Origin of the sequence: Streptomyces sp. NPDC048291 (assembly GCF_043201715.1) — a bacterium.
Lineage (GTDB): Bacteria > Actinomycetota > Actinomycetes > Streptomycetales > Streptomycetaceae > Streptomyces.
In genome coordinates, this window is the sequence record NZ_JBICZC010000009.1 from 259,579 (window position 1) to 284,339 (window position 24,761).

The 24,761-nt window shown below is 71.9% G+C and carries 24 protein-coding genes; 16 read left to right on the top strand and 8 right to left on the bottom strand.

The genetic code is table 11. The annotated features are described in order from the left end of the window. Positions 1 to 83 precede the first annotated feature (83 nt). A complete protein-coding gene (locus tag ACGF5O_RS25235; protein ID WP_393812132.1) occupies positions 84 to 1,316 on the top strand; it encodes a glycoside hydrolase family 10 protein in 1,233 nt (410 codons plus the stop codon). Between the two features lie 96 nt (positions 1,317 to 1,412). Here ACGF5O_RS25235 and ACGF5O_RS25240 read toward each other — a convergent pair whose 3' ends face one another. After that, a complete protein-coding gene (locus tag ACGF5O_RS25240; protein WP_362584441.1) occupies positions 1,413 to 1,613 on the bottom strand; it encodes a DUF1918 domain-containing protein in 201 nt (66 codons plus the stop codon). 13 nt (positions 1,614 to 1,626) lie between these two features. Continuing rightward, complete coding sequence (locus ACGF5O_RS25245; protein WP_393812133.1) at positions 1,627 to 2,625, bottom strand: DMT family transporter; 999 nt, start codon at positions 2,623 to 2,625, stop codon at positions 1,627 to 1,629. On the opposite strand from ACGF5O_RS25245, the gene ACGF5O_RS25250 reads away from it, so the two are divergent. From ACGF5O_RS25250 to ACGF5O_RS25260, 3 genes are all read left to right on the top strand, one after another. Continuing rightward, positions 2,624 to 4,069: a PLP-dependent aminotransferase family protein gene (locus ACGF5O_RS25250; protein ID WP_393812134.1), complete on the top strand. Its 1,446-nt coding sequence runs from the start codon at positions 2,624 to 2,626 to the stop codon at positions 4,067 to 4,069. The genes ACGF5O_RS25245 and ACGF5O_RS25250 overlap by 2 nt on opposite strands. Before the next feature lie 43 nt (positions 4,070 to 4,112). Continuing rightward, positions 4,113 to 4,559 (top strand): GNAT family N-acetyltransferase, encoded by a 447-nt coding sequence (locus ACGF5O_RS25255; protein ID WP_393812135.1) that lies wholly within the window; start codon positions 4,113 to 4,115, stop codon positions 4,557 to 4,559. Positions 4,560 to 4,675: 116 nt separating this feature from the next. Further along, positions 4,676 to 5,275: a histidine phosphatase family protein gene (locus ACGF5O_RS25260; protein ID WP_393812136.1), complete on the top strand. Its 600-nt coding sequence runs from the start codon at positions 4,676 to 4,678 to the stop codon at positions 5,273 to 5,275. A gap of 76 nt (positions 5,276 to 5,351) precedes the next feature. Here the strand turns inward: ACGF5O_RS25260 and ACGF5O_RS25265 are convergent, their stop codons facing one another. Next, on the bottom strand, positions 5,352 to 5,795 hold the full coding sequence (locus ACGF5O_RS25265) for a DUF6314 family protein (protein WP_393812340.1): 444 nt from the start codon (positions 5,793 to 5,795) through the stop codon (positions 5,352 to 5,354). Positions 5,796 to 5,979: 184 nt separating this feature from the next. Here ACGF5O_RS25265 and ACGF5O_RS25270 point away from each other — a divergent pair, with 184 nt between their 5' ends. Beyond that, positions 5,980 to 8,466, top strand: a complete 2,487-nt coding sequence (locus ACGF5O_RS25270) for an alpha-L-arabinofuranosidase C-terminal domain-containing protein (RefSeq protein WP_393812137.1) — start codon at positions 5,980 to 5,982, stop codon at positions 8,464 to 8,466. Here ACGF5O_RS25270 and ACGF5O_RS25275 read toward each other — a convergent pair. After that, entirely contained in the window at positions 8,453 to 8,887 is a 435-nt protein-coding gene (locus ACGF5O_RS25275) for a carboxymuconolactone decarboxylase family protein (RefSeq protein ID WP_393812138.1), read from the bottom strand. The genes ACGF5O_RS25270 and ACGF5O_RS25275 overlap by 14 nt on opposite strands. A gap of 67 nt (positions 8,888 to 8,954) precedes the next feature. Continuing rightward, complete coding sequence (locus ACGF5O_RS25280) at positions 8,955 to 9,908, bottom strand: LysR family transcriptional regulator (RefSeq protein ID WP_393812139.1); 954 nt, start codon at positions 9,906 to 9,908, stop codon at positions 8,955 to 8,957. A gap of 81 nt (positions 9,909 to 9,989) precedes the next feature. Between ACGF5O_RS25280 and ACGF5O_RS25285 the strand changes: the two genes are divergently transcribed. The 11 genes from ACGF5O_RS25285 to ACGF5O_RS25335 all read left to right on the top strand — a co-directional run bounded on the left by ACGF5O_RS25285 (position 9,990) and on the right by ACGF5O_RS25335 (position 21,725). Beyond that, entirely contained in the window at positions 9,990 to 10,913 is a 924-nt protein-coding gene (locus ACGF5O_RS25285; protein WP_393812140.1) for a DMT family transporter, read from the top strand. A 195-nt stretch (positions 10,914 to 11,108) separates the two neighbouring features. Further along, positions 11,109 to 13,733, top strand: a complete 2,625-nt coding sequence (locus ACGF5O_RS25290) for a YfhO family protein (protein WP_393812141.1) — start codon at positions 11,109 to 11,111, stop codon at positions 13,731 to 13,733. A 24-nt stretch (positions 13,734 to 13,757) separates the two neighbouring features. Further along, positions 13,758 to 14,732 carry a glycosyltransferase family 2 protein gene (locus ACGF5O_RS25295; RefSeq protein ID WP_393812142.1) on the top strand — a complete coding sequence of 325 codons (975 nt, stop codon included), beginning with the start codon at positions 13,758 to 13,760 and terminating at the stop codon, positions 14,730 to 14,732. After that, positions 14,732 to 15,151 carry a GtrA family protein gene (locus ACGF5O_RS25300; RefSeq protein WP_393812143.1) on the top strand — a complete coding sequence of 140 codons (420 nt, stop codon included), beginning with the start codon at positions 14,732 to 14,734 and terminating at the stop codon, positions 15,149 to 15,151. The genes ACGF5O_RS25295 and ACGF5O_RS25300 overlap by 1 nt, the downstream gene beginning before the upstream one ends. A gap of 209 nt (positions 15,152 to 15,360) precedes the next feature. Continuing rightward, on the top strand, positions 15,361 to 16,389 hold the full coding sequence (argC, locus tag ACGF5O_RS25305) for an N-acetyl-gamma-glutamyl-phosphate reductase (protein WP_393812144.1): 1,029 nt from the start codon (positions 15,361 to 15,363) through the stop codon (positions 16,387 to 16,389). Then, positions 16,386 to 17,537: a bifunctional glutamate N-acetyltransferase/amino-acid acetyltransferase ArgJ gene (gene argJ / locus ACGF5O_RS25310; protein ID WP_393812145.1), complete on the top strand. Its 1,152-nt coding sequence runs from the start codon at positions 16,386 to 16,388 to the stop codon at positions 17,535 to 17,537. Before argC ends, argJ begins: the two co-directional genes overlap by 4 nt. Further along, the gene (argB, locus tag ACGF5O_RS25315; protein WP_393812146.1) at positions 17,534 to 18,445 is read left to right on the top strand and encodes an acetylglutamate kinase; all 912 of its coding nucleotides are present in this window, start codon (positions 17,534 to 17,536) and stop codon (positions 18,443 to 18,445) included. Before argJ ends, argB begins: the two co-directional genes overlap by 4 nt. After that, entirely contained in the window at positions 18,442 to 19,638 is a 1,197-nt protein-coding gene (locus ACGF5O_RS25320) for an acetylornithine transaminase (RefSeq protein ID WP_393812147.1), read from the top strand. The genes argB and ACGF5O_RS25320 overlap by 4 nt, the downstream gene beginning before the upstream one ends. Positions 19,639 to 19,657: 19 nt before the next feature. Then, entirely contained in the window at positions 19,658 to 20,203 is a 546-nt protein-coding gene (locus ACGF5O_RS25325) for an arginine repressor (RefSeq protein ID WP_351501901.1), read from the top strand. Positions 20,204 to 20,392: 189 nt separating this feature from the next. Next, on the top strand, positions 20,393 to 20,980 hold the full coding sequence (locus ACGF5O_RS25330) for an RNA polymerase sigma factor (RefSeq protein WP_393812148.1): 588 nt from the start codon (positions 20,393 to 20,395) through the stop codon (positions 20,978 to 20,980). Next, positions 20,970 to 21,725, top strand: a complete 756-nt coding sequence (locus ACGF5O_RS25335; protein WP_393812149.1) for a hypothetical protein — start codon at positions 20,970 to 20,972, stop codon at positions 21,723 to 21,725. The genes ACGF5O_RS25330 and ACGF5O_RS25335 overlap by 11 nt, the downstream gene beginning before the upstream one ends. On the opposite strand, the gene ACGF5O_RS25340 is transcribed toward ACGF5O_RS25335, so the two are convergent. The 3 genes from ACGF5O_RS25340 to ACGF5O_RS25350 form a co-directional block, all read right to left on the bottom strand. After that, the gene (locus ACGF5O_RS25340; protein ID WP_393812150.1) at positions 21,720 to 23,534 is read right to left on the bottom strand and encodes an ABC transporter ATP-binding protein; all 1,815 of its coding nucleotides are present in this window, start codon (positions 23,532 to 23,534) and stop codon (positions 21,720 to 21,722) included. The two genes, ACGF5O_RS25335 and ACGF5O_RS25340, sit on opposite strands and share 6 nt — an antisense overlap. Positions 23,535 to 23,609: 75 nt before the next feature. Then, the gene (locus ACGF5O_RS25345) at positions 23,610 to 23,780 is read right to left on the bottom strand and encodes a hypothetical protein (RefSeq protein ID WP_393812151.1); all 171 of its coding nucleotides are present in this window, start codon (positions 23,778 to 23,780) and stop codon (positions 23,610 to 23,612) included. 220 nt (positions 23,781 to 24,000) lie between these two features. Then, a complete protein-coding gene (locus ACGF5O_RS25350) occupies positions 24,001 to 24,741 on the bottom strand; it encodes an FAD:protein FMN transferase (RefSeq protein ID WP_393812152.1) in 741 nt (246 codons plus the stop codon). Between the last annotated feature and the right edge of the window lie 20 nt (positions 24,742 to 24,761).

Here is a 24,761-nt window from a genome sequence, read left to right on the forward strand (position 1 = left end):
TGATCGATCGTCCGGGTGCGGGCATCCTGTGCCGCGGAGGCGATCCGTGACCGGACGGATCCGGAGAGTGAGAGGGTCTTACGATGGCACGAGTGTCTCGCAGGGCGTTCGCGTTGGCGGCCCTGTCCGTGCTGGCGTCGGCGGCACCCGGCACGGCTGCCCCGTCGGCGCGGCCACCCCGCCGGGCGGTCACCGAGATGCGCGGCATGTGGCTGGCGACCGTCTCCAACCGTGACTGGCCCTCCCGCACCGGACTGTCGGCGTCCGCCCAGTACAAGGAGCTGACCGCCCTTCTCGACAAGGCGGTCGACCACCGGCTCAACGCCGTGATGTTCCAGGTACGGCCCACCGCCGACGCCTTCTGGCCCTCGCCGTACGAGCCGTGGTCGCAGTACCTCACCGGCACCCAGGGCAAGGACCCCGGCTGGGACCCGCTGGGCACCGCCGTCAAGGAGGCCCACGCCCGGGGCCTGCAACTGCACGCCTGGTTCAACCCGTACCGGATCGCCAACCACACCGACCCGGGCAAGCTGGTCGCCTCGCACCCGGCCCGCAAACACCCGGACTGGGTGGTGCGGTACGGCGGCAGGCTCTACTACAACCCGGGCATCCCGGCCGTCCGCGCCTTCGTGGAGCAGGCCATCCTCGACGCGGTCGCCAAGTACCCGGTGGACGCGGTCCACTTCGACGACTACTTCTACCCGTACCCGGTGGCCGGCCAGATCTTCGACGACGACGACGCGTACGACACCCACGGCGGTGACTTCTCCTCCCGGGCCGCCTGGCGGCGGGACAACATCGACAAGCTGGTCACCGAGACCGCCGCCGGGGTGAAGAAGCTGAGGCCCGGCACCCGGTTCGGCATCAGCCCGTTCGCGGTGTGGCGCAACGCCGCCACCGACTCCCGGGGTTCGGACACCAAGGCGGGTGTCGAGACGTACGACGACCTGTACGCGGACACCCGGAAATGGGTGCAGAAGAACTGGATCGACTACATCGTCCCGCAGGTGTACTGGCAGATCGGCAACTCCGCCGCCGACTACGCCAAGGTGGTCGACTGGTGGGCGGGCGTGGCCAAGGGATCCGGGACCCGGCTCTACATCGGCGAGGCGCTCTACCAGGCGGGGGCCGCCGGCGCGGCCTCGGCCTGGCAGGACCCGGCCGAACTCTCCCGGCACCTCACCCTGGCCGCCCGGTACGCGCAGGTCGGCGGCCACGTCTACTTCGCCGCGAAGGACGTCTCCGCCGACCGCATCGGAGCCCTCGCCCGCGTGGTCGCCGACCACTACAAGCAGCCGGCGACCCCACCGCGCTGACTCGCGGCTGAGCAGCGCGCCCCAAAGGGGCGCGGGGAACTGCGCGACCAGCCCCCACCTGCGCGCGCCGGACGAACGGCCCGACCGGCGGAGCGCCTAGCGCTGTTCGTGGACCTCCCGGTGCCTGACCTGGCAGTCCGGACCGGGGGACATGATGGCCTCGTGCCCGTCCTCGAACCGGACCCGGTAGGGCGGGTTGCCCTCGGGACCGAGTACCTGGACGATTTCCGAGACCTGGTCGTGCTGTCCGACCACCCTGCCGTGCTGGACAAGCTGGTCGCCCTTGGAAGCACGCATCTCCAGGGCCTCCTCACGATCGCGATCGTTGGGTGACGGCGATGCACACGAGCACCGCTGCGGCCGTGAGTGGAGCGGCCGCGGTGAGGTGCTCGCCCAGCAGCAGCACCGACCACACCAGTGTGAGCAGGGGCTGCGCCAACTGCAACTGGCTGGCCTTCGGAATGCCGACGGCCGCCATCCCCCGGTACCAGACCACCAGGCCGAGGAACTGCGAGCCCGCCGCCACCCACAGCACACCGGCCACCCCGTGCGCGTTCCAGACGACCGGCTCGTACGACAGCGCGATCACCGCGGCCGGCACGGTCAGCGGCAGGCAGCCCACCAGCGCCCAGCCGATGACCTGCCAGCCCGGCATGATCCGGGCCAGCCGGCCGCCCTCGGTGTAGCCGGCCGCGCACACCACGAGGGCCGCGAACAGGTACCCGTCGGCGGCGGTGAACGCCCCGCCGCTCTGGGCGACCGTGAACGCCAGCACGGCCACCGCGCCCGCCAGGGCCGCCGCCCAGAAGGTGCGGGACGGGCGGATGCCCATGCGCAGGGCCGAGAACGCGGCGGTGGTCAGCGGGAGCAGGCCCACCACGACGGCCGCGTGCGCGGTGGTGGAGGTCTCCAGGGCGAGCGTGGTCAGCAGCGGGAAGCCGACCACGACCCCGGCCGCGACGACCGCCAGCCCCGCCCAGTGCCGGCGCTCGGGCAGCCGTACCCGCAGGAACAGCAGGCAGCCGCCCGCCATGGCCGCTGCGAGCACGCTCCGCACCGCCACCAGCGCCCACGGCCCGAAGCCCTCCAGGCCCCAGGCCGTGGCCGGGAAGGTGAGGGAGAAGGCGACGACACCGAGCGCGGCCTGCAAAGTGCCGAGCCGCTGGGAGGAGCGGGCGGTCGGACGGGTGCCCGGCGCAGTGGCCGGGGCGCGGGTCGGGGCGTGGCTCGGGGTGTCAGCCGTGCCGTCGGCCGGGGGAGTGCCGACCGCTATCGAAGTCGGGCTGATAGCGCTACTCTTTGCTCTCATGCAAGAGCGTAGCAGCGTGGCAGAACTGGCGGAACGCCTGCGACGGGACCTCGACCGCTACTCATCTGGTGGAAAGCTCCCGTCGAGCCGGGCCCTCGTCGAACGGTTCCGGGTGAGCCCGGTGACCGTCTCCCGGGCGCTGGCCCAGCTGGTCGCGGAGGGCCTGGTCGTCACCCGGCCCGGTGCCGGCGCCTTCAAGGCCCCGCCGCGCACCGCGCCCGAGCCGGCCGGGGACACCTCCTGGCAGGAGGTGGCGCTCAGCGCCGACGGCGCACTCGACGTGGTCCCGCGCACCGTCGACGCCTCCGGGGTCACCGTGTGCCTGGCCGCCCCGCCGCCCGGCGTGCTGGAACTCAGCGGCGGCTACCTGCACGCCTCCCTGGAACCCGAGCGCGCGATGGCGGCGGCGCTGGCGCGGGCCGGCCGCCGCCCCGGCGCCTGGGGCCGGCCGCCGCTCGAAGGCCTTCCCGAACTGCGCGAGTGGTTCGCCCGGGACATCGGCGGCGCGGTCACCGCCGCCGAGGTGCTGATCGCGTCCGGCGGCCAGTCCGCCCTGGCCACCGCCCTGCGCGCACTCGCCCCGCCCGGCGCCCCGGTCCTGGTCGAGTCGCCCACCTACCCCGGCATGCTCGCCATCGCCCGCGCCGCCGGCCTCCGTCCGGTCCCGGTCCCGGTCGACCCCGACGGCGTGAAGCCCGCCCTCCTCGCCGACGCCTTCCGGGCCACCGGCGCCCGGGTCTTCGTCTGCCAGCCCCTCTTCCAGAACCCGACCGGCGCCGTCCTCGCCCCCGACCGCCGCGCCGAGGTGCTGCGCATCGCCCGCGCGGCCGGCGCGTTCGTGATCGAGGACGACTACGTACGACGGCTGGTGCACGCCGACGCGGGCCCGCTGCCCCGCCCGCTCGCCGCCGACGACCCCGACGGCGTCGTCGTCCACGTCGGCTCGCTCACCAAGGCCACCTCGCCGAGCTTCCGGGTGGCCGCCCTCGCCGCCCGCGGCCCGGTCCTGGAACGGCTGCGCGCCATCCAGATCGTCGACACCTTCTTCGTCCCCCGCCCGCTCCAGGAGGCCGCCCTCGAACTCGTCGGCTCCCCGGCCTGGCCCCGCCACCTGCGCAACCTCGCCGCCGAGCTGAAGTCCCGCCGCGACGCCCTCACGGGTGCCCTCGCCCACCACATCCCCGAACTCGCCCTCCCGCACATCCCCTCCGGCGGCTACCACCTCTGGCCGCGCCTGCCCGACGGCACCGACGACACCACCCTCACCGCCGCCGCCCTCCGCGCCGGCGTCGCCATCACCCCCGGCCGCCCGTACTTCAGCGCCGAGGCCCCGGCCGCCCACGTCCGCCTGAGCTTCGCCGCGGTCGCGGGGACGGGGGAGATCCTGGAGGGGGTACGACGGCTGCGGGCCGCCTGCGACGAGGTGCTGCGTCCCGGACCCTGAAATCCGATCGACGCCGGCCCGCCCGTCCGGCGAGGATCCCCGCATGAGCGACACATCCGGCCTCCCCGAGGGCTACGAGTTCTCCGCCGACACCGACCGCGTGGACGTCGAGCGCGTCCACCACTGGCTGTCGACCGACGCCTACTGGGCGACCGGCCGCCCGCGGGAGCAGCACGAGCGCGCGATGGCGGGCTCGCTCAACTTCGGGGTCTACGACACCGTCACCGGGGAGCAGGTGGCGTACGCGCGCGTGGTGACCGACCAGGCGCTGTTCGCCTGGCTCTGCGACGTCTACGTCGACCCGTCGGTGCGCGGCAAGGGCGTCGGCACGGCGATGGTCGGCGCGGTCCGCGAGCACCTGCGGCCGTCCGGCGTGCGGCGCGTGCTGCTGGCCACCCACGACGCCCACGGGGTCTACGAGAAGCTCGGATTCGCCCCGCTCGAACACCCTGACCAGTGGATGGCGCTCTACTACCCGGTGCCCGAGTGACATTCCGGCTGACTTGTCGGACTCCTCCTGACCTTTGAGTAACATTTCCTCCACGTCCGACAACTCGCAGCCCAATCGCCCTTGACCTGCGCACATGCGCGTCACACCATCGCCGCATGCCACTTCGGGTCACGTTCGTCGCGGCCGCGCGCAGCTCACCGCTGCTCGCGGAGCGCTTCCAGGACGACCGCCCGCTGGACCAGGCGGGCTGGAACGAGGTGCAGCGCGTCGCCGGTGAGCTACTGCCGCTCGCGGCGGCCGAGCTGCGCTACTGCTCGCCGACTCCGCGCAGCCGCGCGACCGGCGACGCCCTGGGCTATGCCCCGCTGGTCCAGCTCGCGCTGCGCGACTGCGACATGGGCCGCTGGCGCGGGCTGACGCTGGGGGAGGCGATGGCCAGGGAGCCGGACCAGGTGGACGCCTGGCTCTCCGACCCGCTCGGCACGGCGCACGGCGGCGAGTCGCTGATGGCGTTCATCACCCGGGTCGGCGGCTGGCTCGACACCCGACCCGTGAACGACGGCGACCGTATCGTCGCCGTCGCCGAGCCCTCGGTGATCCGGGCCGCCCTCGTCTACGCGCTCAAGGCTCCGCCGGCGACGTACTGGAACATCGACGTCCGCCCGCTGTCCACCACCACGGTGACGGGACGCGGCGGCCGGTGGAACCTCCGGTTCGACCCGGCTTCGGCGCCGGTGCCGCCGGGAGGACCGTGACGTCGTCGGCCGCGACGCCGCCGTGGCTGGTCGCGCAGTTCCCCGTGTCCCTTCGGGGGCGCCCCGGAAGGGGCGATCAGTGCTCGCGGGCGTAGTCGGTTGTCAGCAGCAGGTCCTTTGCCGGGCCGCGCACTCGCCACGTCGTGTGCCAGTGGTCGGTGTCCTGGACGGTGAACTCGCCGCGGTAGAGGTCGGCCGAGCAGGGGTGGTCGGCGACGTGGTGGCCTGATGTCAGGTCCAGGTCGTGGAAGGGGCGCCCGTCGGAGAAGCGCACGTCGGCGGTGCCCGGCCGGGGGCCCGGCAGGAAGCGCAGGGTGCGTTCGGCGGGGCGGGGCACGCCCTGCCAGGTGAACGTCCCCGACTCCTCGTGCAGCAGGCCGCCGCCGTCCAGGGGCCGGAACAGCGTCGCCCCCTCGAAGCGGCCCTCGGCTCCGCTCGTCAGGTCCCGCACGGTCCGGTCCACCCGCCACCGCCCGGCCAGATGGGCCAGCACGTCCGCCACCGGCCAGAACTCGCCCACGGTCATCCCTTCGTCGGCCCACAACCCTACGCCGCCCGGGCCCGTGGCCGAGGGCGCGGGCAACCCCCGCCCCATTGACGCGCTCATGACCCTCTCCCTATCTTGCCGTTCGAAGTGCTGATCGTTGTCCGATATTTCGAATGACGTGAATGACGTAATCCTCCTCACGAGCCGCGGAGAATCCATGTCACGCACCATGCGCACCCGGCTGAGACTCGGCCTCGGAGCAAGCGCTTTCCTGCTCGCTGCCGGTCTGCTCCCGTCCCCCGCCCACGCCGAGGACACCACCGACTACGCCATCACCGTCGACCCGGCCGCCCGGGGCGCCGGGATCGACAAGACGATGTACGGCGTCTTCTTCGAGGACATCAACCGCGCCGCCGACGGCGGGCTGTACGCGGAGCTGGTCCAGAACCGGTCCTTCGAGTACACGGCCGACGACAACAAGTCGTACACCCCGCTCACCGCGTGGACGGTCACCGGCACCGCCCAGGTCGTGGACGACGACGGCCGGCTGAACGACCGCAACCGCAACTACCTTTCCCTGTCCGCCGGTTCGGCCGTGACCAACTCCGGCTACAACTCCGGCATCCGCGTCGAGGACGGCAAGAGGTACGACTTCTCGGTCTGGGCCCGCGCCGACAGCGGCACGACCCTCACCGTCGGCCTGTCGGACTCCGGCGGCACCCTCGCCGCCGCCCGGCAGGTGACCGTGGGGAAGCACGGCTGGGCCAAGTACAAGGCGGCCTTCACCGCCACCCGCACCAGCTCCACCGGGCGTCTCACCGTGGCCGGTTCGGACGCCGCCGCCCTCGACATGGTCTCCCTCTTCCCGCGCGACACCTACAAGCACGAGCCCAACGGCCTGCGCAAGGACCTCGCCGAGAAGATCTCCGCCCTGCACCCGGGCTTCGTCCGCTTCCCCGGCGGCTGCCTGGTCAACACCGGCTCGATGCAGGACTACAGCGCGGACTCCGGCTACCAGCGCAAGCGGTCGTACCAGTGGAAGGACACCGTCGGCCCGGTCGAGGCCCGCGCCGCCAACGCCAACTTCTGGGGCTACAACCAGAGTTATGGGCTCGGCTACTACGAGTACTTCCGCTTCGCCGAGGACGTCGGCGCCATGCCGCTGCCCGTCGTCCCGGCGCTCGTCACCGGCTGCGGGCAGAACAAGGCCGTCGACGACGACGCGCTGCTCAAGCGGCACATCCAGGACACCCTCGACCTCGTCGAGTTCGCCAACGGCCCGGTGACCTCGAAGTGGGGCGGGCTGCGCGCGCGGATGGGCCACCCCAAGCCCTTCCACCTCACCCACATCGAGGTCGGCAACGAGGAGAACCTGCCCACCGAGTTCTTCGCCCGCTTCACGCAGTTCCGGGCCGCGATCCAGGCGGAGTACCCGTACATGCAGGTGATCTCCAACTCGGGCCCGGACGACTCCGGCACGACCTTCGACACGGCCTGGCAGCTCAACAAGGACGCCAAGGTCGACATGGTCGACGAGCACTACTACAACAGCCCGCAGTGGTTCCTCCAGAACAACGACCGCTACGACAGCTATGACAGGAGCGGGCCCAAGGTCTTCGTCGGCGAGTACGCCTCCGGCGGCAACACCTTCAAGAACGGCCTCGCCGAGGCGGCCTACATGACCGGCCTCGAACGCAACGCGGACGTCGTCAAACTCGCCTCCTACGCACCGCTGTTCGCCAACGAGGACTACGTCCAGTGGCGCCCGGACCTGGTGTGGTTCAACAACCACGCCTCCTGGGACTCGGCCAACTACGAGGTCCAGAAGCTGTTCATGAACAACGTCGGCGACCGGGTGGTGCCCTCCACGGCCACCGGCACCCCGTCCCTGCTCGCCCCGATCTCCGGCGCCGTCGGCCTGTCCACCTGGAACACCAGCGCCGCCTACGACGACGTCAAGGTGACCGACGCCGACGGGAACACCCTGCTCAGCGACGACTTCTCCGGTGACGCCGCGCAGTGGACGCACACCGGCGGCGGCAGCTGGGAGATCCAGGACGGGCAGTACGTCGAGACCTCCGACACCGCCGAGAACACCATGGTCCAGGCCGGTGACACGAACTGGCACGACTACGACCTGCATGTGAAGGCCACCAAGAAGTCCGGCAAGGAGGGCTTCCTCGTCGCCTTCGGCGTCAAGGGCACCGGCGACTACTACTGGTGGAACATCGGCGGCTGGAACAACACCCAGACCGCGGTCGAGCAGGCCGTGGGCGGCGGCAAGTCCACGCTGATCGCCAAGGCCGGGTCGGTGGAGACCGGCCGCGCCTACGACGTCGACATCAGGGTGCGGGGGCGGCAGGTCACCCTCTACCTCGACGGACAGGAGTGGGGCAGCTTCACCGACGACAAGCCCGCCGAGCCGTTCCGGCAGGTCGTCACCGAGGACAGGAAGACCGGCGACCTGATCGTCAAGGTCGTCAACGCCCAGTCCTCGGCGGCCCGCACGGCCATCGACCTCGGCGGCGCGAAGGTGGCCGGGAAGGCCCGGGTGACCACGCTCGCGGCGGCGCCCGACGCGGTGAACACGGAGACGTCCACCGCGGTCGCCCCCGTCACGTCCACCTTCACCGGGGTCGCGGACACGTTCACCTACACCTTCCCGGCGAACTCGGTCACCTTCCTGCGGATCAGGCAGAAGTAGCGTCCGGCGCGGGCTGCTGTCCGACCGGCAGCAGCCCACGCTCGGCGAACACCTTCTTCGCGACGAAGGTGGCGTTGAGGGCCTTCGGGAAACCGCAGTACCCGGCGGAGTGCAGCAGGGCCTCGACGATCTCCTCGGGGGACAGGCCCACATTCAGGGCCGCGTTGACGTGCACCTCCAGCTGGGGCTCGCAGCCGCCCAGCGCGGTGAGCATGCCCAGCGTCACCAACTGCCGGTCCCGGGGCGCGAGTCCGGGGCGGGCGTAGATCTCGCCGAAGCCCCAGGCGACGATCTGGTGGCCCATCTCGGGACTGACGTCGGTCAGCGAGTCGATGACCCGCTGCCCGGCCTCGCCGTCGACCTTCCGCAGGACCTCCAGTCCGTGGGCGAAACGCTCTTCGCGCGTGCTGCTCTCGCTCATGTCGCTCCTCAGGTTCTCCTCGGAAACGGGTACGGCGAGAACGCTAGGAGTTGGAGCACGCTCCAGGTCAAGCCGGTTCCGTCGTCGAACCGGACCCGGCAGGCGGATCCGCGCGGCCGGCGCCCTGGCTCCGGATGGTCCGCGCCGCCTCGACGAGTTCGCCGAGAACGGTCCGTACCGCCCTGCGGGCCGTGCGCTCGGGGCGGTGGAGCACGTCGATGTGGCGGTGGGACTCGATGCCGTCGAGGGGTCTGAGGACGACGCCCGGGTGCGGGCGGGACGTCCAGCGGGGCATCAGGGCGACGCCGCCGCCCGCGGCGACCACCTCGGCGACCACGGCGATCTCGTTGACACGGTGCACGATGTCGACCCGGCGGCCGGCCGCCGCCGCGACGGCCTCGACCGTGGCCAGCAGCGGGAAGCCGTCGTGCACGGTGATCCAGGGCCGGCCGGCGACGTCGTGCGCGGTCAGTGCGGGCCGCGCGGCCAGCGGGTCGCCGACGGGCAGGGCGATGTCGAGCGGTTCGCGCAGCAGCGGGGTGGCCGTGGCGGTCCGGGGCCAGGGCGGGGCGTGGTCCAGGCGGTGGGCGATCACCAGGTCGTAGCCGCGGGTCAGCGGCGGGAAGTCGGCCTGCGCCACGTCCTCGTCGTGGAGGGTGAGCCGGGGGGAACCCGGCCCGCCCAGCCGTCGCAGCAGCAGGGGGAAGAACGCGGCGGCCCCGCTGTGGAAGGCCGCGAGCGACACCGTGCCGTCGGGTTCGTCGACGTACGCGTCGATGGTGTGGCGGGCTCTGGCCAGCGCGGTCTCCACACCGATCGCCGCGTCGGCCAGGGCCTGCCCGGCCGGTGTGAGGACCAGCCGGCGGCCGGCCCGCTCGGTGAGCGGGACCGGGATCGAGCGCTGGAGCAGCCGCAGTTGCTGCGAGATGGCCGAGGGCGTCACCCGCAGCGCTTCGGCGACCGCCGTGACGCTGCCCAGTTCGCCCAGTTCCCGCAGGACCCGCAGCTGCCGTTCGTCCACGCCGTGAGTGTAGCTCTGCTAAAGGATTGGTTGAGAAGGTCGTCGTTTACTTCAACATGCAGGTCGTGGATCGTGAACGGCATGCCGACCACCCGCCGTATCGATGTAGTGCTCCTGGCCGTCGCCGTCGTCTGGGGCTCCAGCTACCTGACGGCGAAGTCCGCCACGGACGCGCTGCCCGTACCTACCGTCCTCTTCGTGCGCTACGCCGTCGCCGCGCTCGCGTGCGCGGTCGTCCTGCCCCGGTTCGGCGGCCTCACCCGGGACGAGAGGATCTACGGCGGCCTGCTCGGCCTCACCCAGGCCGCCGTCCTCGTCCTGGAGACGTACGGAGTCGCCCGCACCAGCGCCGGGAACGCGGGCCTGATCATCAGCCTCACCCTCGTCCTCACCCCGGTCCTGGACCGGGTCGGGCTGCCGGGCAGGTTCTTCCTCGCCGCCGGGGTGTGCCTGGCGGGTGTCGGGCTGCTCGTCTCCGGTCACGGGATGCGTGCCCCCGGAGCCGGTGACCTGCTGATGCTCGCGGCGGCCGTGGTCCGCGCGGGGCATGTGGTGCTGGTCGGCCGGGTGACCGCGGGCCGGGCCCTGCGCCCGCTGCAGCTGACCGCCGTGCAGTGCGCCGTCGGCGCCGCCCTGTTCCTGCCGTTCGCGGCCCCCGGGCTGCCCGCGACGGCCCGGACCGGCGCCGTCACCTGGGCGCAGCTCCTCTATCTGGCCCTCTTCTGCGGCCTGTTCGCCTTCCTCGCCCAGACCTGGGCGGTCCAGCGCACCTCCGCGACCCGGGCCGGGCTGCTGCTGGGCACCGAACCGGTGTGGGCCCTGCTGGTCGGCACCGCCCTCGGCGGTGAGCGGCTCACCGGGCTCTCCGTCCTCGGAGCCGTACTCGTCGTCTCGGGGACGTACTGGGGCCAAGCCGTCGAACGCACACATCGCGGGCTCCCGGCCGCGGCGGCTCGCGACGCGGTCCCGCACAGTGCCGGTACAGGCGCCACACAGGCGAGTTAACCTGCGAAACACTTTCAGGAAAGCTGCTGTTTCCTTTGAGGTCGTGAATTCTTTCCATGTCGTACGCGGATTCGGAATTCGACCTATTACTTCACAGGCGTGGCACAACCATCAGGAACATCTACCCGTCTAAGTCGGCGAAACACCGACCTGCGGGGAGCGACGACCCCGTTTTTTATCTGGGGGCCGCACACAATGAATCGCACCGTCCTGGCCGGGCGTGAACAGGGGGCGAAACCGGCGAGGGAACGAGCGGAACGGGAAACCGGCACCGCGAAATGGCGGCGCGCCGATCCGAGAGCAACCGCCGCGCTGCTCGCGGCACTTCTCACCACCGTGGCGTTCTGTGCCGCCGACGTGATCGCCCGCAGCTACCCGTTCGGGCCCCGCACCCGCAGCGTCAACGACCTCGGCAACCAGTACGTGCCCTTCCACGCCCACCTCTGGGACCTGCTGCACGGCAGGGCCGACGGCGGCCTCCTCGTCAACTGGCAGTCCGGCTACGGCTCCAGCTTCCTGCCGGACCTCGGCACCTATGTGAGCAGTCCGTTCGCGCTCCTCGTCGCCCTCTTCCCGCGCGACGAGATCGACCTCGCGGTGTACGCGGTCACCGTGCTGAAGACCGCGGTCGCCGGAGCCGCGATGGCCTGGCTGCTGATGAGCCTGCGCCGGGGCCGCTGGTGGGCGGCCGGCCTCCTGGGCGCCTCCTACGCCCTGTGCGGCTGGAGCATCGCCCTCGCCTCGTACAACCCGATGTGGCTCGACGGCCTGATCGCGCTGCCGCTGTTCTGCCTGGTCGGCGAGTGGGCCATGGCCGGCCGCCGCCCGCTGCCCGGGGTGCTGATCGTGGCGCTCGCCTGGATCGCCAACTTCTACACCGCCTACATGGCCACCCTCGGCGCCGCCCTGGTGCTGCTGCTCCGGCTGGTGCTCGCCGAACTGCCGTGGCGGCGCGCCCTCGCGGTGGTGGGCCGGGCGGGGGCGACCGTCGGGCTGGGCATCGGCCTGGCCGCGCCGCTGGTGATCGTCGTGTACTCCGGTACCAAGCACGCCTACCCCGGCCGCGAAGGCCACTTCGCCCCGGTCGGCACCGAGGACCTGCTCGCCCGGCTGCTGCCGACGACCTACAGCTACAGCTCCCCGGCCCTCTACGTCGGCATCACCGCGCTGGTCCTGGCCCTCGCCCTGCCCTTCCACCGGAAGGTCCCGGTCCGGGTGCGGGCCGGCTGGACGGTCCTGGTGCTCGTGGTCGCCCTCTCCCTCCAGTGGGCGCCGACCAGCCTGGCCTGGCACGCCTTCGCCGCCCCGAACGGCAGCTCCTACCGGCAGGCCTTCGTGCTCTGCGCCCTGCTGGTCATCGCGGCTTGGCATGCCCTTGCCTACGGGATGCCGGACCTGCGGGCGCTGGGCGCCGCCGCCGCGCTCCTGGTCCTGGTCGCCGCCGTCGCGAGCCGCAGCACCCTGACCCAGCAGCACCACCACCACACCTGGCCGGTGGTCCTGCTCGCCGCCGCGGGCGCCCTCGGCGGTCTCGCCCTGCTCGGCCTGAGGAACGGCAGGCCCGTACTGGTCGGCCTGGCCGCGCTGCTGCTGATCGGGGCCCAGTTCGGCGAGGCCGCCGCCACCTCGGCCGTCGCCACCCGGATGCGGCTCGGCCAGATGGACGACTACACGCCCTGGGGCGACCGCCAGCAGCAGGAGGCGGACGCGGTCGCGAGCGCCGCCGCCTGGCCCGCGTACCGCACCGAACCCGGCCGCGACCAGACCGTCGCCAACGACCCCATGATGGTCGGCGGCCAGGGCTCCCAGTACTACAGCAGCCTCACCGCCGACGTCCTCAGCCGTACCCTCACCGCGCTCGGCGACGGCTGGACCTCGCGCGGCCGCAGCCTGCAGAGCCTCGACAACCCCGTCACCGACGCGGTCTTCTCGGTGGGCGCCCGGGTGCACAACCCGCCGGACCCGCACCAGAAGTGGCTGCCCCAGGGCGGCGGCCCGTCCACCGTCACCCGCGAGGAGGTCCCGCCGCTGGTGACGGTACGGCCCACCGCCGCGCTCTCCACCCCGGCCTCCTTCGGCCCCTCCCCGTACCGCAACCAGGAACTCCTGCTCGGCGCCCGCGTCTACACCCTGCCCCGCACCACCCTCAGCGGTGCGGGCAAGGGCGACGCGGCACGGGGCCTGCTGGTCGACGGGGCACAGACCATCACCGCGCGGTGCCGGCCCGGGAGTTCGGTCTTCCTGTGGGCACCGCACTACTCCGGCACCGCCCAACTCGCCGGCGGCGAGCGGAAGCTGTTCCGGTCCGACGCCGAGAACACCAAGATCGCCGCGATGCAGCCGCTCGGCACCGTGCGTGCCGCGGGGCGGATCCGGATCGACCTCGAACCCAACCGGCTCAGCCGGGTCCCGGCACAGGGCTCGGTCGGCTGCCTCGACACCGCGCGGCTGCGCACCGCCGTACAGCACCTGAAGTCCACCGGCGCGACGAAGGTGACGGTCTCCGACGGCACCCTGCACGCCCGACTGCCCGCCGGAAGCACGGGAACCGCCGTGGTGGCCGCCCCGCGGATCGCCGGCTGGCGCTGCTCCGCGGGGGGTGGCGACGAGGTCCCGGCGAGCGAGTTCCACGGCCTGATCGCCGTCCCGCTCGGCGCCTCCGCCACCAGCCTGACCTGCACCTTCCATCCGCCCGGCCTGCGCCTGGGCACCGCCGTCGGCGGCGCCTCGCTGCTGACCCTGATCCTCATCGGCACCGTCTCGGCCGTACGCCGCAGAACCGCCACCCGCTCCGGCGAGCGCACGACCACCGCTCACTGACCCGTCCCCAGGGGGAAGAAACCCATGCTGATATCGATCGTGGCGCCCTGTTACAACGAGGAAGACGTCATAGAGCGCTTCCACGAGCAGGTCCAGAAGATCGCCAACGAACTCCTGCCGCTCGGCCACGACATGGAGTTCGTGTACGTCGACGACGGCAGCCGTGACCGCACCCTGCCCCTCCTCAGCAAGATCGCCGACGGTGACTCGCGCGTCCGGTACGTCTCCTTCAGCCGCAACTTCGGCAAGGAGTCGGCCCTGCTGGCCGGCCTGAAGCACGCGACCGGCGACGCCGTGATCGTGATGGACGCCGACCTCCAGCACCCGCCGGAGCTCATCAAGCGCATGGTCGAACTGCGCGGCGAGGGCTACGACCAGGTCATCGCCAAGCGCACCCGGCAGGGCGACCGCGTCACCCGCACCCTCACCGCCCGCCTCTACTACCGGCTCATCAACCGGATGGTCGACGTCGAACTCGTCGACGGCGTAGGCGACTTCAGGCTGATGTCGCGCCGGGTGGTGGACGCGGTCGTGAGCCTCACCGAGTACAACCGGTTCTCCAAGGGCCTGTTCGCCTGGGTCGGCTTCCCCAGTACCACCTTCGAGTACGAGAACGCGGTGCGCGAACACGGCTCCAGCTCCTGGTCGTTCCGCAGCCTGCTCAACTACGGTCTCGACGGGCTGCTCTCCTTCAACAACCGCCCGCTGCGCGCCGCCCTCTACCTCGGCATGACCCTGCTGGCCCTGGCCGGCGTGTACACCGCGTGGATCGTGGGCGGCGCGATGATCAACGGCGTCCAGACGCCCGGCTATGTCACCATCATCACAGCCGTCACCGCCCTGGCCGGCGTACAGATGATCATGCTCGGGGTCATCGGCGAGTACACCGGCCGGATCTACTACGAGGTCAAGGGGCGCCCGCACTTCCTGGTGAAGGCGACGAACGTGGACCGAACGGAAGACCGCAGCCGCGGCACGACGAAGGACCTCATCCCCTGATGCCGAACGCCACCCTGTCGACCGCCACCGGACCCACCCGCCCGATATCCGGGCAGATCATCACCTTCGCGGTGGTGGGCGTCATCAACACCGCGACGTACTACGGCCTTTACCTGCTTTTTCTCAGGTATTTGCCATACCTGGCCGCGCATATTCTCGCGTTTTTCCTGAGCATGATCGGCTCGTTTTTTCTCAATGCGAGGTTCACTTACCGGACGCGTCCCACCTGGCGGAAATTTCTGCTGTTCCCGCTGACCAACGCCACGAATTTCGTGATCACCACGGTGGGCGTGTACGTGATCGTCGACGTGCTCCATGCGGGAAGCAAGTTCGCTCCGCTGATGGCGTCGGCGGCGGCGATTCCGGTGACCTTCGTGGTGTCGCGGTGGGTCATGATGCCGAAGGTGGAGGCGGCGTAGGCGCGCCGCCCTCTTCCGCCGACCGCAGGGCGACCGCCGCCGCGGCGAGCCGGCTCCCCGCCGGACATCCTGTCGCCGAGGACGTTCTCCGTTGTCGCCTCGTGGGCACGATCAGGATGCCGTCGGCTGCGTTCGTGTACGCGGGGACGGCATGCATTGCATAAAAGTGCAAGGAACCGTATAGTCATGCCATCTGGAGGAGGATGGACATGGCGGTACGTGCGGCGGTGGCCGGAGCGAGCGGGTACGCGGGCGGAGAGGTCCTGCGGCTGCTCCTCGCGCACCCCGAGGTCGAGATCGGCACCCTGACCGGCAACTCCAACGCGGGCCGGCGCCTCGGCGCGCTCCAGCCGCACCTGCTGCCGCTGGCCGACCGCGTGCTGGCCGAGACGACCCCCGAGGCGCTCGCCGGGCACGACGTCGTCTTCCTCGCGCTCCCGCACGGGCAGTCCGCCGCCGTCGCCGAGCAGCTCGGCCCGGATGTCCTCGTCGTCGACATGGGCGCCGACTTCCGCCTTGCGGACCCGGCCGACTGGGAGCGTTTCTACGGCTCCCCGCACGCCGGTACCTGGCCCTACGGCCTCCCCGAACTTCCGGGTGCCCGCGCCGCGCTGGAGGGGTCCAAGCGCATCGCGGTACCCGGTTGCTACCCCACCGCCGTCTCCCTCGCCCTGTACCCGGCCTACGCCGCCCGGATCGCCGGGCCCGAGGCGCTGATCGTCGCCGCCTCCGGCACCTCCGGCGCGGGCAAGGCGGCCAAGCCGCACCTGCTCGGCAGCGAGGTCATGGGCTCCATGACCCCGTACGGTGTGGGCGGCGGCCACCGGCACACCCCCGAGATGATCCAGAACCTCAGCGCGGTGGCGGGGGAGCGGGTCGCCGTCTCCTTCACGCCGACGCTCGCGCCGATGCCCCGGGGCATCCTCGCCACCTGCAGCGCCAAAGCCCTGCCCGGCGTGACGGCCGACTCCGTGCGCGCCGCCTACGAGAAGGCCTACGCCGACGAGCCCTTCGTCCACCTGCTCCCCGAGGGCCGGTGGCCCGCCACGGCGTCCGTCTACGGTTCCAACGCCGTTCAGGTGCAGGTCGCGTACGACGAGGCCGTCGGCCGCATCATCGCGATCAGCGCCATCGACAACCTGACCAAGGGCACCGCCGGCGGTGCCGTCCAGAGCATGAACCTCGCCCTGGGTCTCGCCGAGACCACCGGGCTGACCACGATCGGAGTTGCGCCGTGAGCGTGACGGCAGCGAAGGGATTCACGGCGGCGGGCATCGCCGCCGGGATCAAGGAGAGCGGCAACCCGGACCTGGCCCTCGTGGTCAACACCGGGCCCCGCCGCGCCGCCGCGGGCGTCTTCACCTCCAACCGCGTGAAGGCCGCGCCGGTGCTCTGGTCCGAGCAGGTCCTCAGGAGCGGCCAGGTCTCGGCCGTCGTCCTCAACTCCGGCGGTGCCAACGCCTGTACCGGCCCCAAGGGCTTCCAGGACACCCACGCGACCGCCGAGAAGGTGGCCGAGGTGCTGGGGCGGGGCGCGATCGAGGTGGCCGTCTGCTCGACCGGCCTGATCGGCGTCCTGCTGCCCATGGACAAGCTGCTGCCGGGTGTGGAGTCCGCTGCCGCGCAGCTCTCCGAGCACGGCGGCGAGAAGGCCGCCATCGCCATCAAGACCACCGACACCGTGCACAAGACGTCGGTCGTGACGAAGGACGGCTGGACCGTCGGCGGCATGGCCAAGGGCGCGGGCATGCTCGCCCCCGGCCTCGCCACCATGCTGGTCGTCCTCACCACGGACGCGGTCGTCGACGGCGAGGACCTGGACAAGGCGCTGCGCGCCGCGACCCGGACCACCTTCGACCGCGTCGACTCCGACGGCTGCATGTCCACCAACGACACCGTGCTGCTGCTCGCCTCCGGCGCCTCCGAGGCGGCCCCGGAGTACGCGGAGTTCGCCGAGGCCGTCCGCGCCGTCTGCGACGACCTCGGGCAGCAGCTGATCCGGGACGCCGAGGGTGCCAGCAAGGACATCAAGGTCGAGGTGGTCAACGCCGCCTCCGAGGACGACGCCGTCGAGGTGGGCCGCTCCATCGCCCGCAACAACCTCCTCAAGTGCGCCATCCACGGCGAGGACCCCAACTGGGGCCGCGTCCTCTCCGCGATCGGCACCACGAAGGCCGCCTTCGAGCCGGACCGGCTCAACGTCGCCATCAACGGCGTCTGGGTCTGTAAGAACGGCGGCGTCGGCGAGGACCGCGAGAAGGTCGACATGCGCTACCGCGAGGTGCACATCGTCGCCGACCTGGCCGCGGGCGCCGAGACCGCCACCATCTGGACCAACGACCTGACCGCCGACTACGTCCACGAGAACAGCGCCTACTCGTCATGAGCACCACGCGTAAGCACACCGCGCTGCCCAAGGCGCAGATCCTCATCGAGGCCCTGCCCTGGCTGGTCCGTCACAACGGCAGGACCGTCGTGATCAAGTTCGGCGGCAACGCCATGATCGACGAGGACCTGAAGGCGGCCTTCGCCCAGGACGTCGTCTTCCTGCACCACGCCGGCCTCAGGCCGGTCGTCGTGCACGGCGGCGGCCCGCAGATCAGCGCCGCCCTCGACAAGCACGGCATCGTCAGCGAGTTCAAGGCCGGCCTCCGGGTCACCACCGAGGACGCCATGGACGTCGTACGGATGGTGCTCGCCGGGCAGGTCCAGCGCGAGCTGGTCAACCTGCTCAACCAGCACGGCCCGCTCGCCGTCGGACTGACCGGCGAGGACGCCCACACCATCACCGCCACCAAGCACACGCCCGAGATCGACGGCGAACTCGTCGACATCGGGCGGGTCGGCGAGATCACCGCGATCGACACGGGCGCGATCGAGGCCCTGCTCGCCGACGGCCGGATCCCGGTCGTCTCCTCGATCGCCCGCTCCCAGGACGACTGTGATTCGGGGCATGTCTACAACGTCAATGCTGATACGGCGGCTGCGGCACTCGCTGCTGCTCTGGGCGCCGAAACCCTCATGGTCCTCACCGACGTGGAGGGCCTCTACGAGGACTGGCCGAACTCCGACGAGGTGATCAGCCGCCTCACCGCTTCCCAACTGGAGAAGCTGCTGCCGGAACTCAGCTCCGGCATGGTGCCGAAGATGGAGGGCTGCCTGCACGCCGTACGCAACGGCGTCACCACCGCCCGCGTCATCGACGGCCGGGTCCAGCACTCGATCCTGCTGGAGATCTTCACGGACGAAGGCATCGGCACGATGGTCGTGCCGGACCAGGAGGGGGAGTCATGAGCAACCAGGAACTGACCGCGCGGTGGCAGGGCGCGCTCATGAACAACTACGGCACCCCGCGACTGCCCCTCGTCCGCGGCGAGGGCGCCAGGGTCTGGGACACCGAGGGGCACGAGTACCTCGACTTCGTCGGCGGCATCGCCACCAACGCGCTCGGCCACGCCCACCCCGCGATCGTCGAGGCCGTCAGCAAGCAGATCGCGTCCCTCGGCCACATCTCCAACCTCTTCATGGCCGAGCCCACCGTCGCCCTCGCCGAACGCCTGATCCAGCTCTTCGGCCGGGAGGGCCGGGTCTTCTTCTGCAACTCCGGCGCCGAGGCCAACGAAGCCGCCTTCAAGATCGGCCGGCTGACCGGGCGGACCCACATGGTCGCCACCGACGGCGGTTTCCACGGCCGCACGATGGGCGCCCTCGCGCTCACCGGACAGCCCGCCAAGCAGGACCCGTTCCGCCCGCTGCCCGCCGACGTCACCCACGTCCCCTACGGCGACGCGCAGGCCCTGGCCGCCGCGGTCACCGAGGACACCGCCCTGGTGATCATTGAGCCCGTCCAGGGCGAGAACGGCGTCGTCGTACCCCCGCCCGGCTACCTCAAGGCGGCCCGCGCGATCACCGCGGCCACCGGCGCCCTGCTCGTCCTCGACGAGGTGCAGACCGGCACCGGCCGCACCGGCACCTGGTTCGCCTACCAGGCCCACGAGGGCGTGCTGCCCGACGTCGTGACGCTCGCCAAGCAGCTCGGCGGCGGGCTGCCGCTCGGCGCGACCGTGGCCTTCGGCCGCGCCGCCGAACTGCTCCAGCCCGGCCACCACGGCACCACCTTCGGCGGCAACCCGGTCGCCTGCGCCGCCGGCCTCGCCGTCCTCGACACCATCGAGAACGAGGGGTTGCTGGAGAACGCCAAGCGGCAGAGCGAGAGGTTGCGGGACGGAATCGAGGGTCTCGGCCACCGGTTGATCGATTATGTCCGGGGCGCGGGCCTCCTCCTGGGTATCGTGCTCACCGAGCCGCTGGCAGCGCAGGTGCAGCAGGCGGCTCAGGAGGCCGGGTTCCTGGTGAACGCGCCCGCTCCCGACGTCGTACGGCTGATGCCGCCGCTGAACCTCCGCGACGACGAGGCGGACGCGTTGCTGCGCGCCCTGCCCGGCATCCTCGACGCAGCGAGCGGGGACGGACGATCCGGAGCATGATCCGGAGAATGAGACGACGATGAGCCAGGCGCAGGAGTTCGACCAGTCCGGCGGGACGGGGGCTGCGGTGCCGCAGACCCGGACCGCCCGGCACCGCCGGATCGTGGACATCCTCAACCGGCAGCCGGTGCGCTCGCAGAGCCAGCTCGCCAAGCTGCTCGCCGACGACGGCCTCACGGTCACCCAGGCGACGCTCTCCCGGGACCTCGACGAGCTGAACGCGGTGAAGATCCGCAACACCGACGGCGAGCTGATCTACGCGGTCCCCAGCGAGGGCGGCTTCCGCACCCCCCGCGCCCCGCTGGGGGAGTCGGCGAAGGAGGAGCGGATGCGCCGTCTCTCCCAGGAGCTCCTGATCTCGGCCGAGGCCTCGGCGAACCTGGTCGTCCTGCGCACGCCGCCCGGCGCGGCCCAGTTCCTCGCCTCCTCGATCGACCAGGCCGAGCTGCACGACATCCTCGGGACGATCGCGGGCGACGACACCGTGCTGCTGATCAGCAGGGAGCCGACCGGCGGGCAGGCCCTCGCGGACCACCTGCTGCGGCTGGCCCAGAACGGCCACTGACGGAGCCCCGTAAGGGGCGCGGGGAACTGCGCGACCAGCCCCCACCGGGCCCGCAGCCGACGACCAGGCCGTGGCCGCCGACCGCGTGCGGGGCCCGGCCGGCCGACGGACAATGGCCGTGTGATCTTCCGCGGCGAGCGGTCAGGCGGGCGGGCAATCCCCTGGCGGCCGTCGAACGTACACAGGGGTGTGTCGGGATTCAGGTCCCCCGTCGGCCGCCTCCCGGACGAGATCCTGCTGTCCGGGCTCGCCACCGGAGACCCGGAGCTCGCCGAGATCTTCGTACGGAGATTCCAGCACCGGGTCTTCGGGGTCGCGATGGCCGTCACCCGGGACCAGCAGCTCGCCGAGGACGTCGCCCAGCAGACGTTCGAGCGCGCGTGGCGGCATGCCCAGATCTACGACTCGCGCCGCGGCTCGGTCGGGACCTGGCTCACCACCATCGCCCACAACCTCGCCGTCGACGCCGTCCGGGCCCGGCGGACGGAACCGATGGCACCCGAGGACCTCGACCCCCTCCTCGACGCCGTCACCGAGACCCCCGAGCGGTGGGCCCTGGCCGACGAGGCCTCCACCCAGCTGCGGGCCGCGCTGGCCCGGCTGCCGCGGGAACAGGCCCGGGCCCTGATGATGGCCGGCATCTACGGCATGACGGCCCAGCAGATCGCCGACGCGGAACGGATCCCGCTGGGCACGGCCAAGACGCGGATCAGAGCGGCGATGGCGAAACTGCGTACCGCGCTCGCGGCCCCGAAGGGAGGCGACCATGTCCGGTGACGCGCACTGCGAGAAGCTGCGCGAGCTCGGCGCCGAACTGGCGCTGGGCGTCCTGCCCGGCCGCGAGCGGGCCGAGGCGGTCGCCCATCTGGACGGGTGCGCGGCCTGCCGGGAGTACGTACGCCAACTCACCGGGATCGGCGACCGGTTGATCGGCCTGCTGCCCGAAAGCGAACCGCCGCCCGGCTTCGAGACCAGGGTGGCGCGCAGCCTCGCCGAGCAGGCGACGGGGGTGGAGGGGGCCCGGCCCGCCCGCGCCGCCCAGGGCCGCCGCGGCCGGGTCCGGCGCCTGCGGCTGCGGCTCGCCGCGGCCGCCGCCACCGCCGCGGTCGCGATCGGCTTCGCCGGCTGGGCGATCGGCAGCGCCGTCGAGGGAGCCGTCACCGCCTCGGCACCCGCGGCCGAGGCCGAGCCCATGCTGGTCGGGGACATGATCCCGACCGGCGGCGGACAGTCCGTCGGCGAGATCTACGCCCACCCCGGCAGCCCCGCCTGGATGTTCGTCTCCGTCGCCCTCCCCGGCACCCCCTACGACGGCAGGGTCACCTGCCTGCTCGCGCGCGCCGACGGTACGACCACGCGGGTGGGCGACTTCCCCCTGCGCGGCGGACGCGGCAACTGGGGCGCGGCGGTCTCCGTGGACCTCACCAAGTACTCCGCGGCCCGCCTGGCCGCCGCCGACGGCTCCGTCCTCGCCACCGCACGGTTCCAGCAGGGCAAGGTGGTGACCCCCGAGGGGTCATGAGAGCACCGCACCCTCGCCGAGCCGGTGCAGCAGGGCGTACGGCCCCTGCCGACCGAGGAGATCCGCGTGCGCGCCGTCCTCGACGACCCGGCCGTGGTCGAGGACCACGATCCGGGTGGCGTCGCGGACGGTCAGCAGCTGGTGCGAGATCACCACGGTGGTCCGCCCGGCCATGAGCCGGCGCAGCGGCTCCATGATCCGCCGCGCCGAGCGGACGTCCAGCCCGGCGGTCGGCTCGTCCAGCAGGAGCACCGGCGCGTCCCGGATCATCGCCCGGGCGATCGCCAGCCGCCGGCACTGTCCGCCGGAGAGCGTCCGGCCGCGCTGCCCGACGAGGGTGTCGTAGCCGTCCGGGAGCCGCGCGACGAACTCGTGCGCGTCCGCGGCCCGCGCCGCCGCGACGATCTCCGCGTCCGTGGCCGACGGCCGGCCGTAGGCGATGTTCTCCCGCACGGTGCCGTGGAAGACGAGGGTCTCCTGCAACACCACCGCGATGCTCTCCCGGACGTCGGTCAGGGCGAGTTCGCGCAGATCGGTGCCGTCCAGGCGGACCGCGCCCCGGTCGGGGTCGTAGAACCGCAACTGCAGCTTCGCGAGCGTGGACTTGCCCGACCCGCTCGCCCCGACCAGCGCCAGCGTCTCCCCGGGAGCCGCCCGGAACGACACGTCGGACAGCGCCCAGGCCGCCGTACCCGGATAGCGGAACCACACCCCGTCGAACTCCACCGCGCCCCGGGCCCGGCGCAGCCGGCGCGCCCCGGCCGCCTCGGTCACCTGGGGCCGCTCGTCGAGCAGTTCGATGATGCGTTCCGCGGCGGCGGAGGCCGTGTAGAAGGTGGTGCCGAGCCCGGACAGCCCGTGGACCGGGCCGTACAGCCTGCCGATCAGCGCGAGGAAGACCAGCAGCCCGCCGAGCGTGAGCTGGCCCTGGGCCAGCTTCCAGGTGCCGAGAGCCAGCACCGCGAGGCCGCCGGTCATCTCCACGAGCTCGACGGCGGGTGCGTACACGGCACGGATCCGCGCCGAGGCCATCGCCGCCCGGAACCGGCCGGCGTTCTCCCGCTCGAACCGGCGTGCCTCCCACGCCTGCCGGTTGTACGCCTGCACGAGGACGACATTGCCCAGCGACTCCTCGGCGATCGCGCCGAGCGCCCCGCCGCGCCGCCTGCGCTCCCGCGAGGCATCCCTGACCAGCCGTGAGAAGTACCGGGCCGCGCCCCAGAACAGCGGGACGACGACGAGGGCGAGCAGGGTCAGGTCCCAGCGCAGGTAGCACAGCATGCCGAGGTAGAAGCACAGGCTGATCACGTAGTACAGGGCGTCCGCGACACCCGAGAGCAGGAACGTCTCCACCGCGTCGACGTCGCCCGTGACCCTGGACAGCACGTCCCCGAGCCGCCGGCGCTCGAAGAAGCCGAGCGACAGCCCCTGGACATGCCGGAAGACGTCGGCGCGCAGGGCGAGCAGGAAGCGTTCGCCGACCCAGGTGGAGGTCACGTCGTCGGCGAAGCCGAGCACGCCGGAGCAGAGGACGAGGCCCAGGTAGGCGGGCGCGATCCACAGGAAGGGCCGCAACTCCCGGCCGACGAGCACGTCGTCGACCACGTACTTGAAGAGCCAGAGCTCCGCGGCGTCGACGGCCGGGACGGTCAGGCTCAGCAGGACGAGCGGCACGAGCCAGCGCCGGCCGCCTCGGGTGTACGGCCAGAACCGCCGGAAGACCTCGCGCGGGGAGACCCGGGGGGCGGCCGCGACCACGGTGTCCGAGGGATCGCCGGCCGACAGCAGACGCCGCAGCACTTGCGCCATGAGAGGGGTTCCTGGAAAACACCGGCGAGGCGGACCGGCTGACCCGTGGCCGGTCCGCGCCGCCTTCAGGTGTGGTCAGTAGCGGTTGCCGTGGTCGTGCCGGTCGCCGTGGTCGTGACCGTGCCGGTCGCCGTGGTCACGGTTGTGGTCGTGGTCGTGCCCGTGACGGTCGTCGTGGTTGTGGTTGTGGTCGTGGCCGTGGTCGTGCCGGTTCTTGAACGGCATGAGGTTGCTGAAGACAGCCATGGTGTTCCTCCTGAAACTTGCGTCACAGGGGGTACGGCCGAGAGGGGATTCGGGATGGCGTTCTGCGGGATAAATCAGAAAAATGCCGCGTCACTGTGCGAATGTCCTTCGGTCGCGGGCGCGCCCCTGAAGACATAGCTGCGGGCAGTCGTGCCGCTGGGGCGGCACGGGTGGGCGCGGCGGCACCCGGCAAGCGCCGGTGAGCGTCCCTTCCCCCACGTCAGCCCAGCCTCGCGGCCAACCCCCCGGTGCACCGCACTTCATCCCCCGCCGTGATCAACAGCCCCTCCACGTCCGGCAGCGACTCCAGCCAGGCCAACCCGGCCCGCGACCCCATCGCGAACGCCGCCGTCGCCCAGCAGTCCACCCACGTCAGCCCCGGCCCCACCACCGTCACCGCCACCAGGTCCGTCACCGCTGACTTCCCGGTCCGCGGATCGACGATATGGGCGCCCCGCTCCGCGGTACCGGACGTGGCCACCGCCAGTTCGTCGACCCCGGCCGCCGAGATGACCGCCGCCAGCCCGCCCGGCCGCAACGGATCGGCGATCCCCACCCGCCACGCCCGCGTGGGCTCGGGCGCCCCGAACATCTGGACGTCACCGCCGCCGTTGACGCTCACGCCGCTCACCCCGGCCACCCGCGCCAGCGTCCGCGCCGCCCGCTCGGCGGACCAGCCCTTCACGATCCCGGTGGGATCGAGCCGCCCCCGGTAGCGGGTGCTGAACCAGCCGTCGCTCACCCGCTCCGCCTCGGCCGCCAGTTCCAGCACCTCGGCGACCTCGGGATCGCAGTCGGCGACGCCGATCTCCTGCCGCGCCAGCCGGGACACCTGGCTGTCCTCGCGGTACGTGCTGAACACCTCGTCGACCCGGTGCAGCCCGGCGACCGCCTCTTCGAGGGCCGCCCGTACGGCGTCCGGATCCCCGCCGCGGACGTCGAAGGAGAAGACGGTCCCCATGACCTCCTCCGCGTGACGCA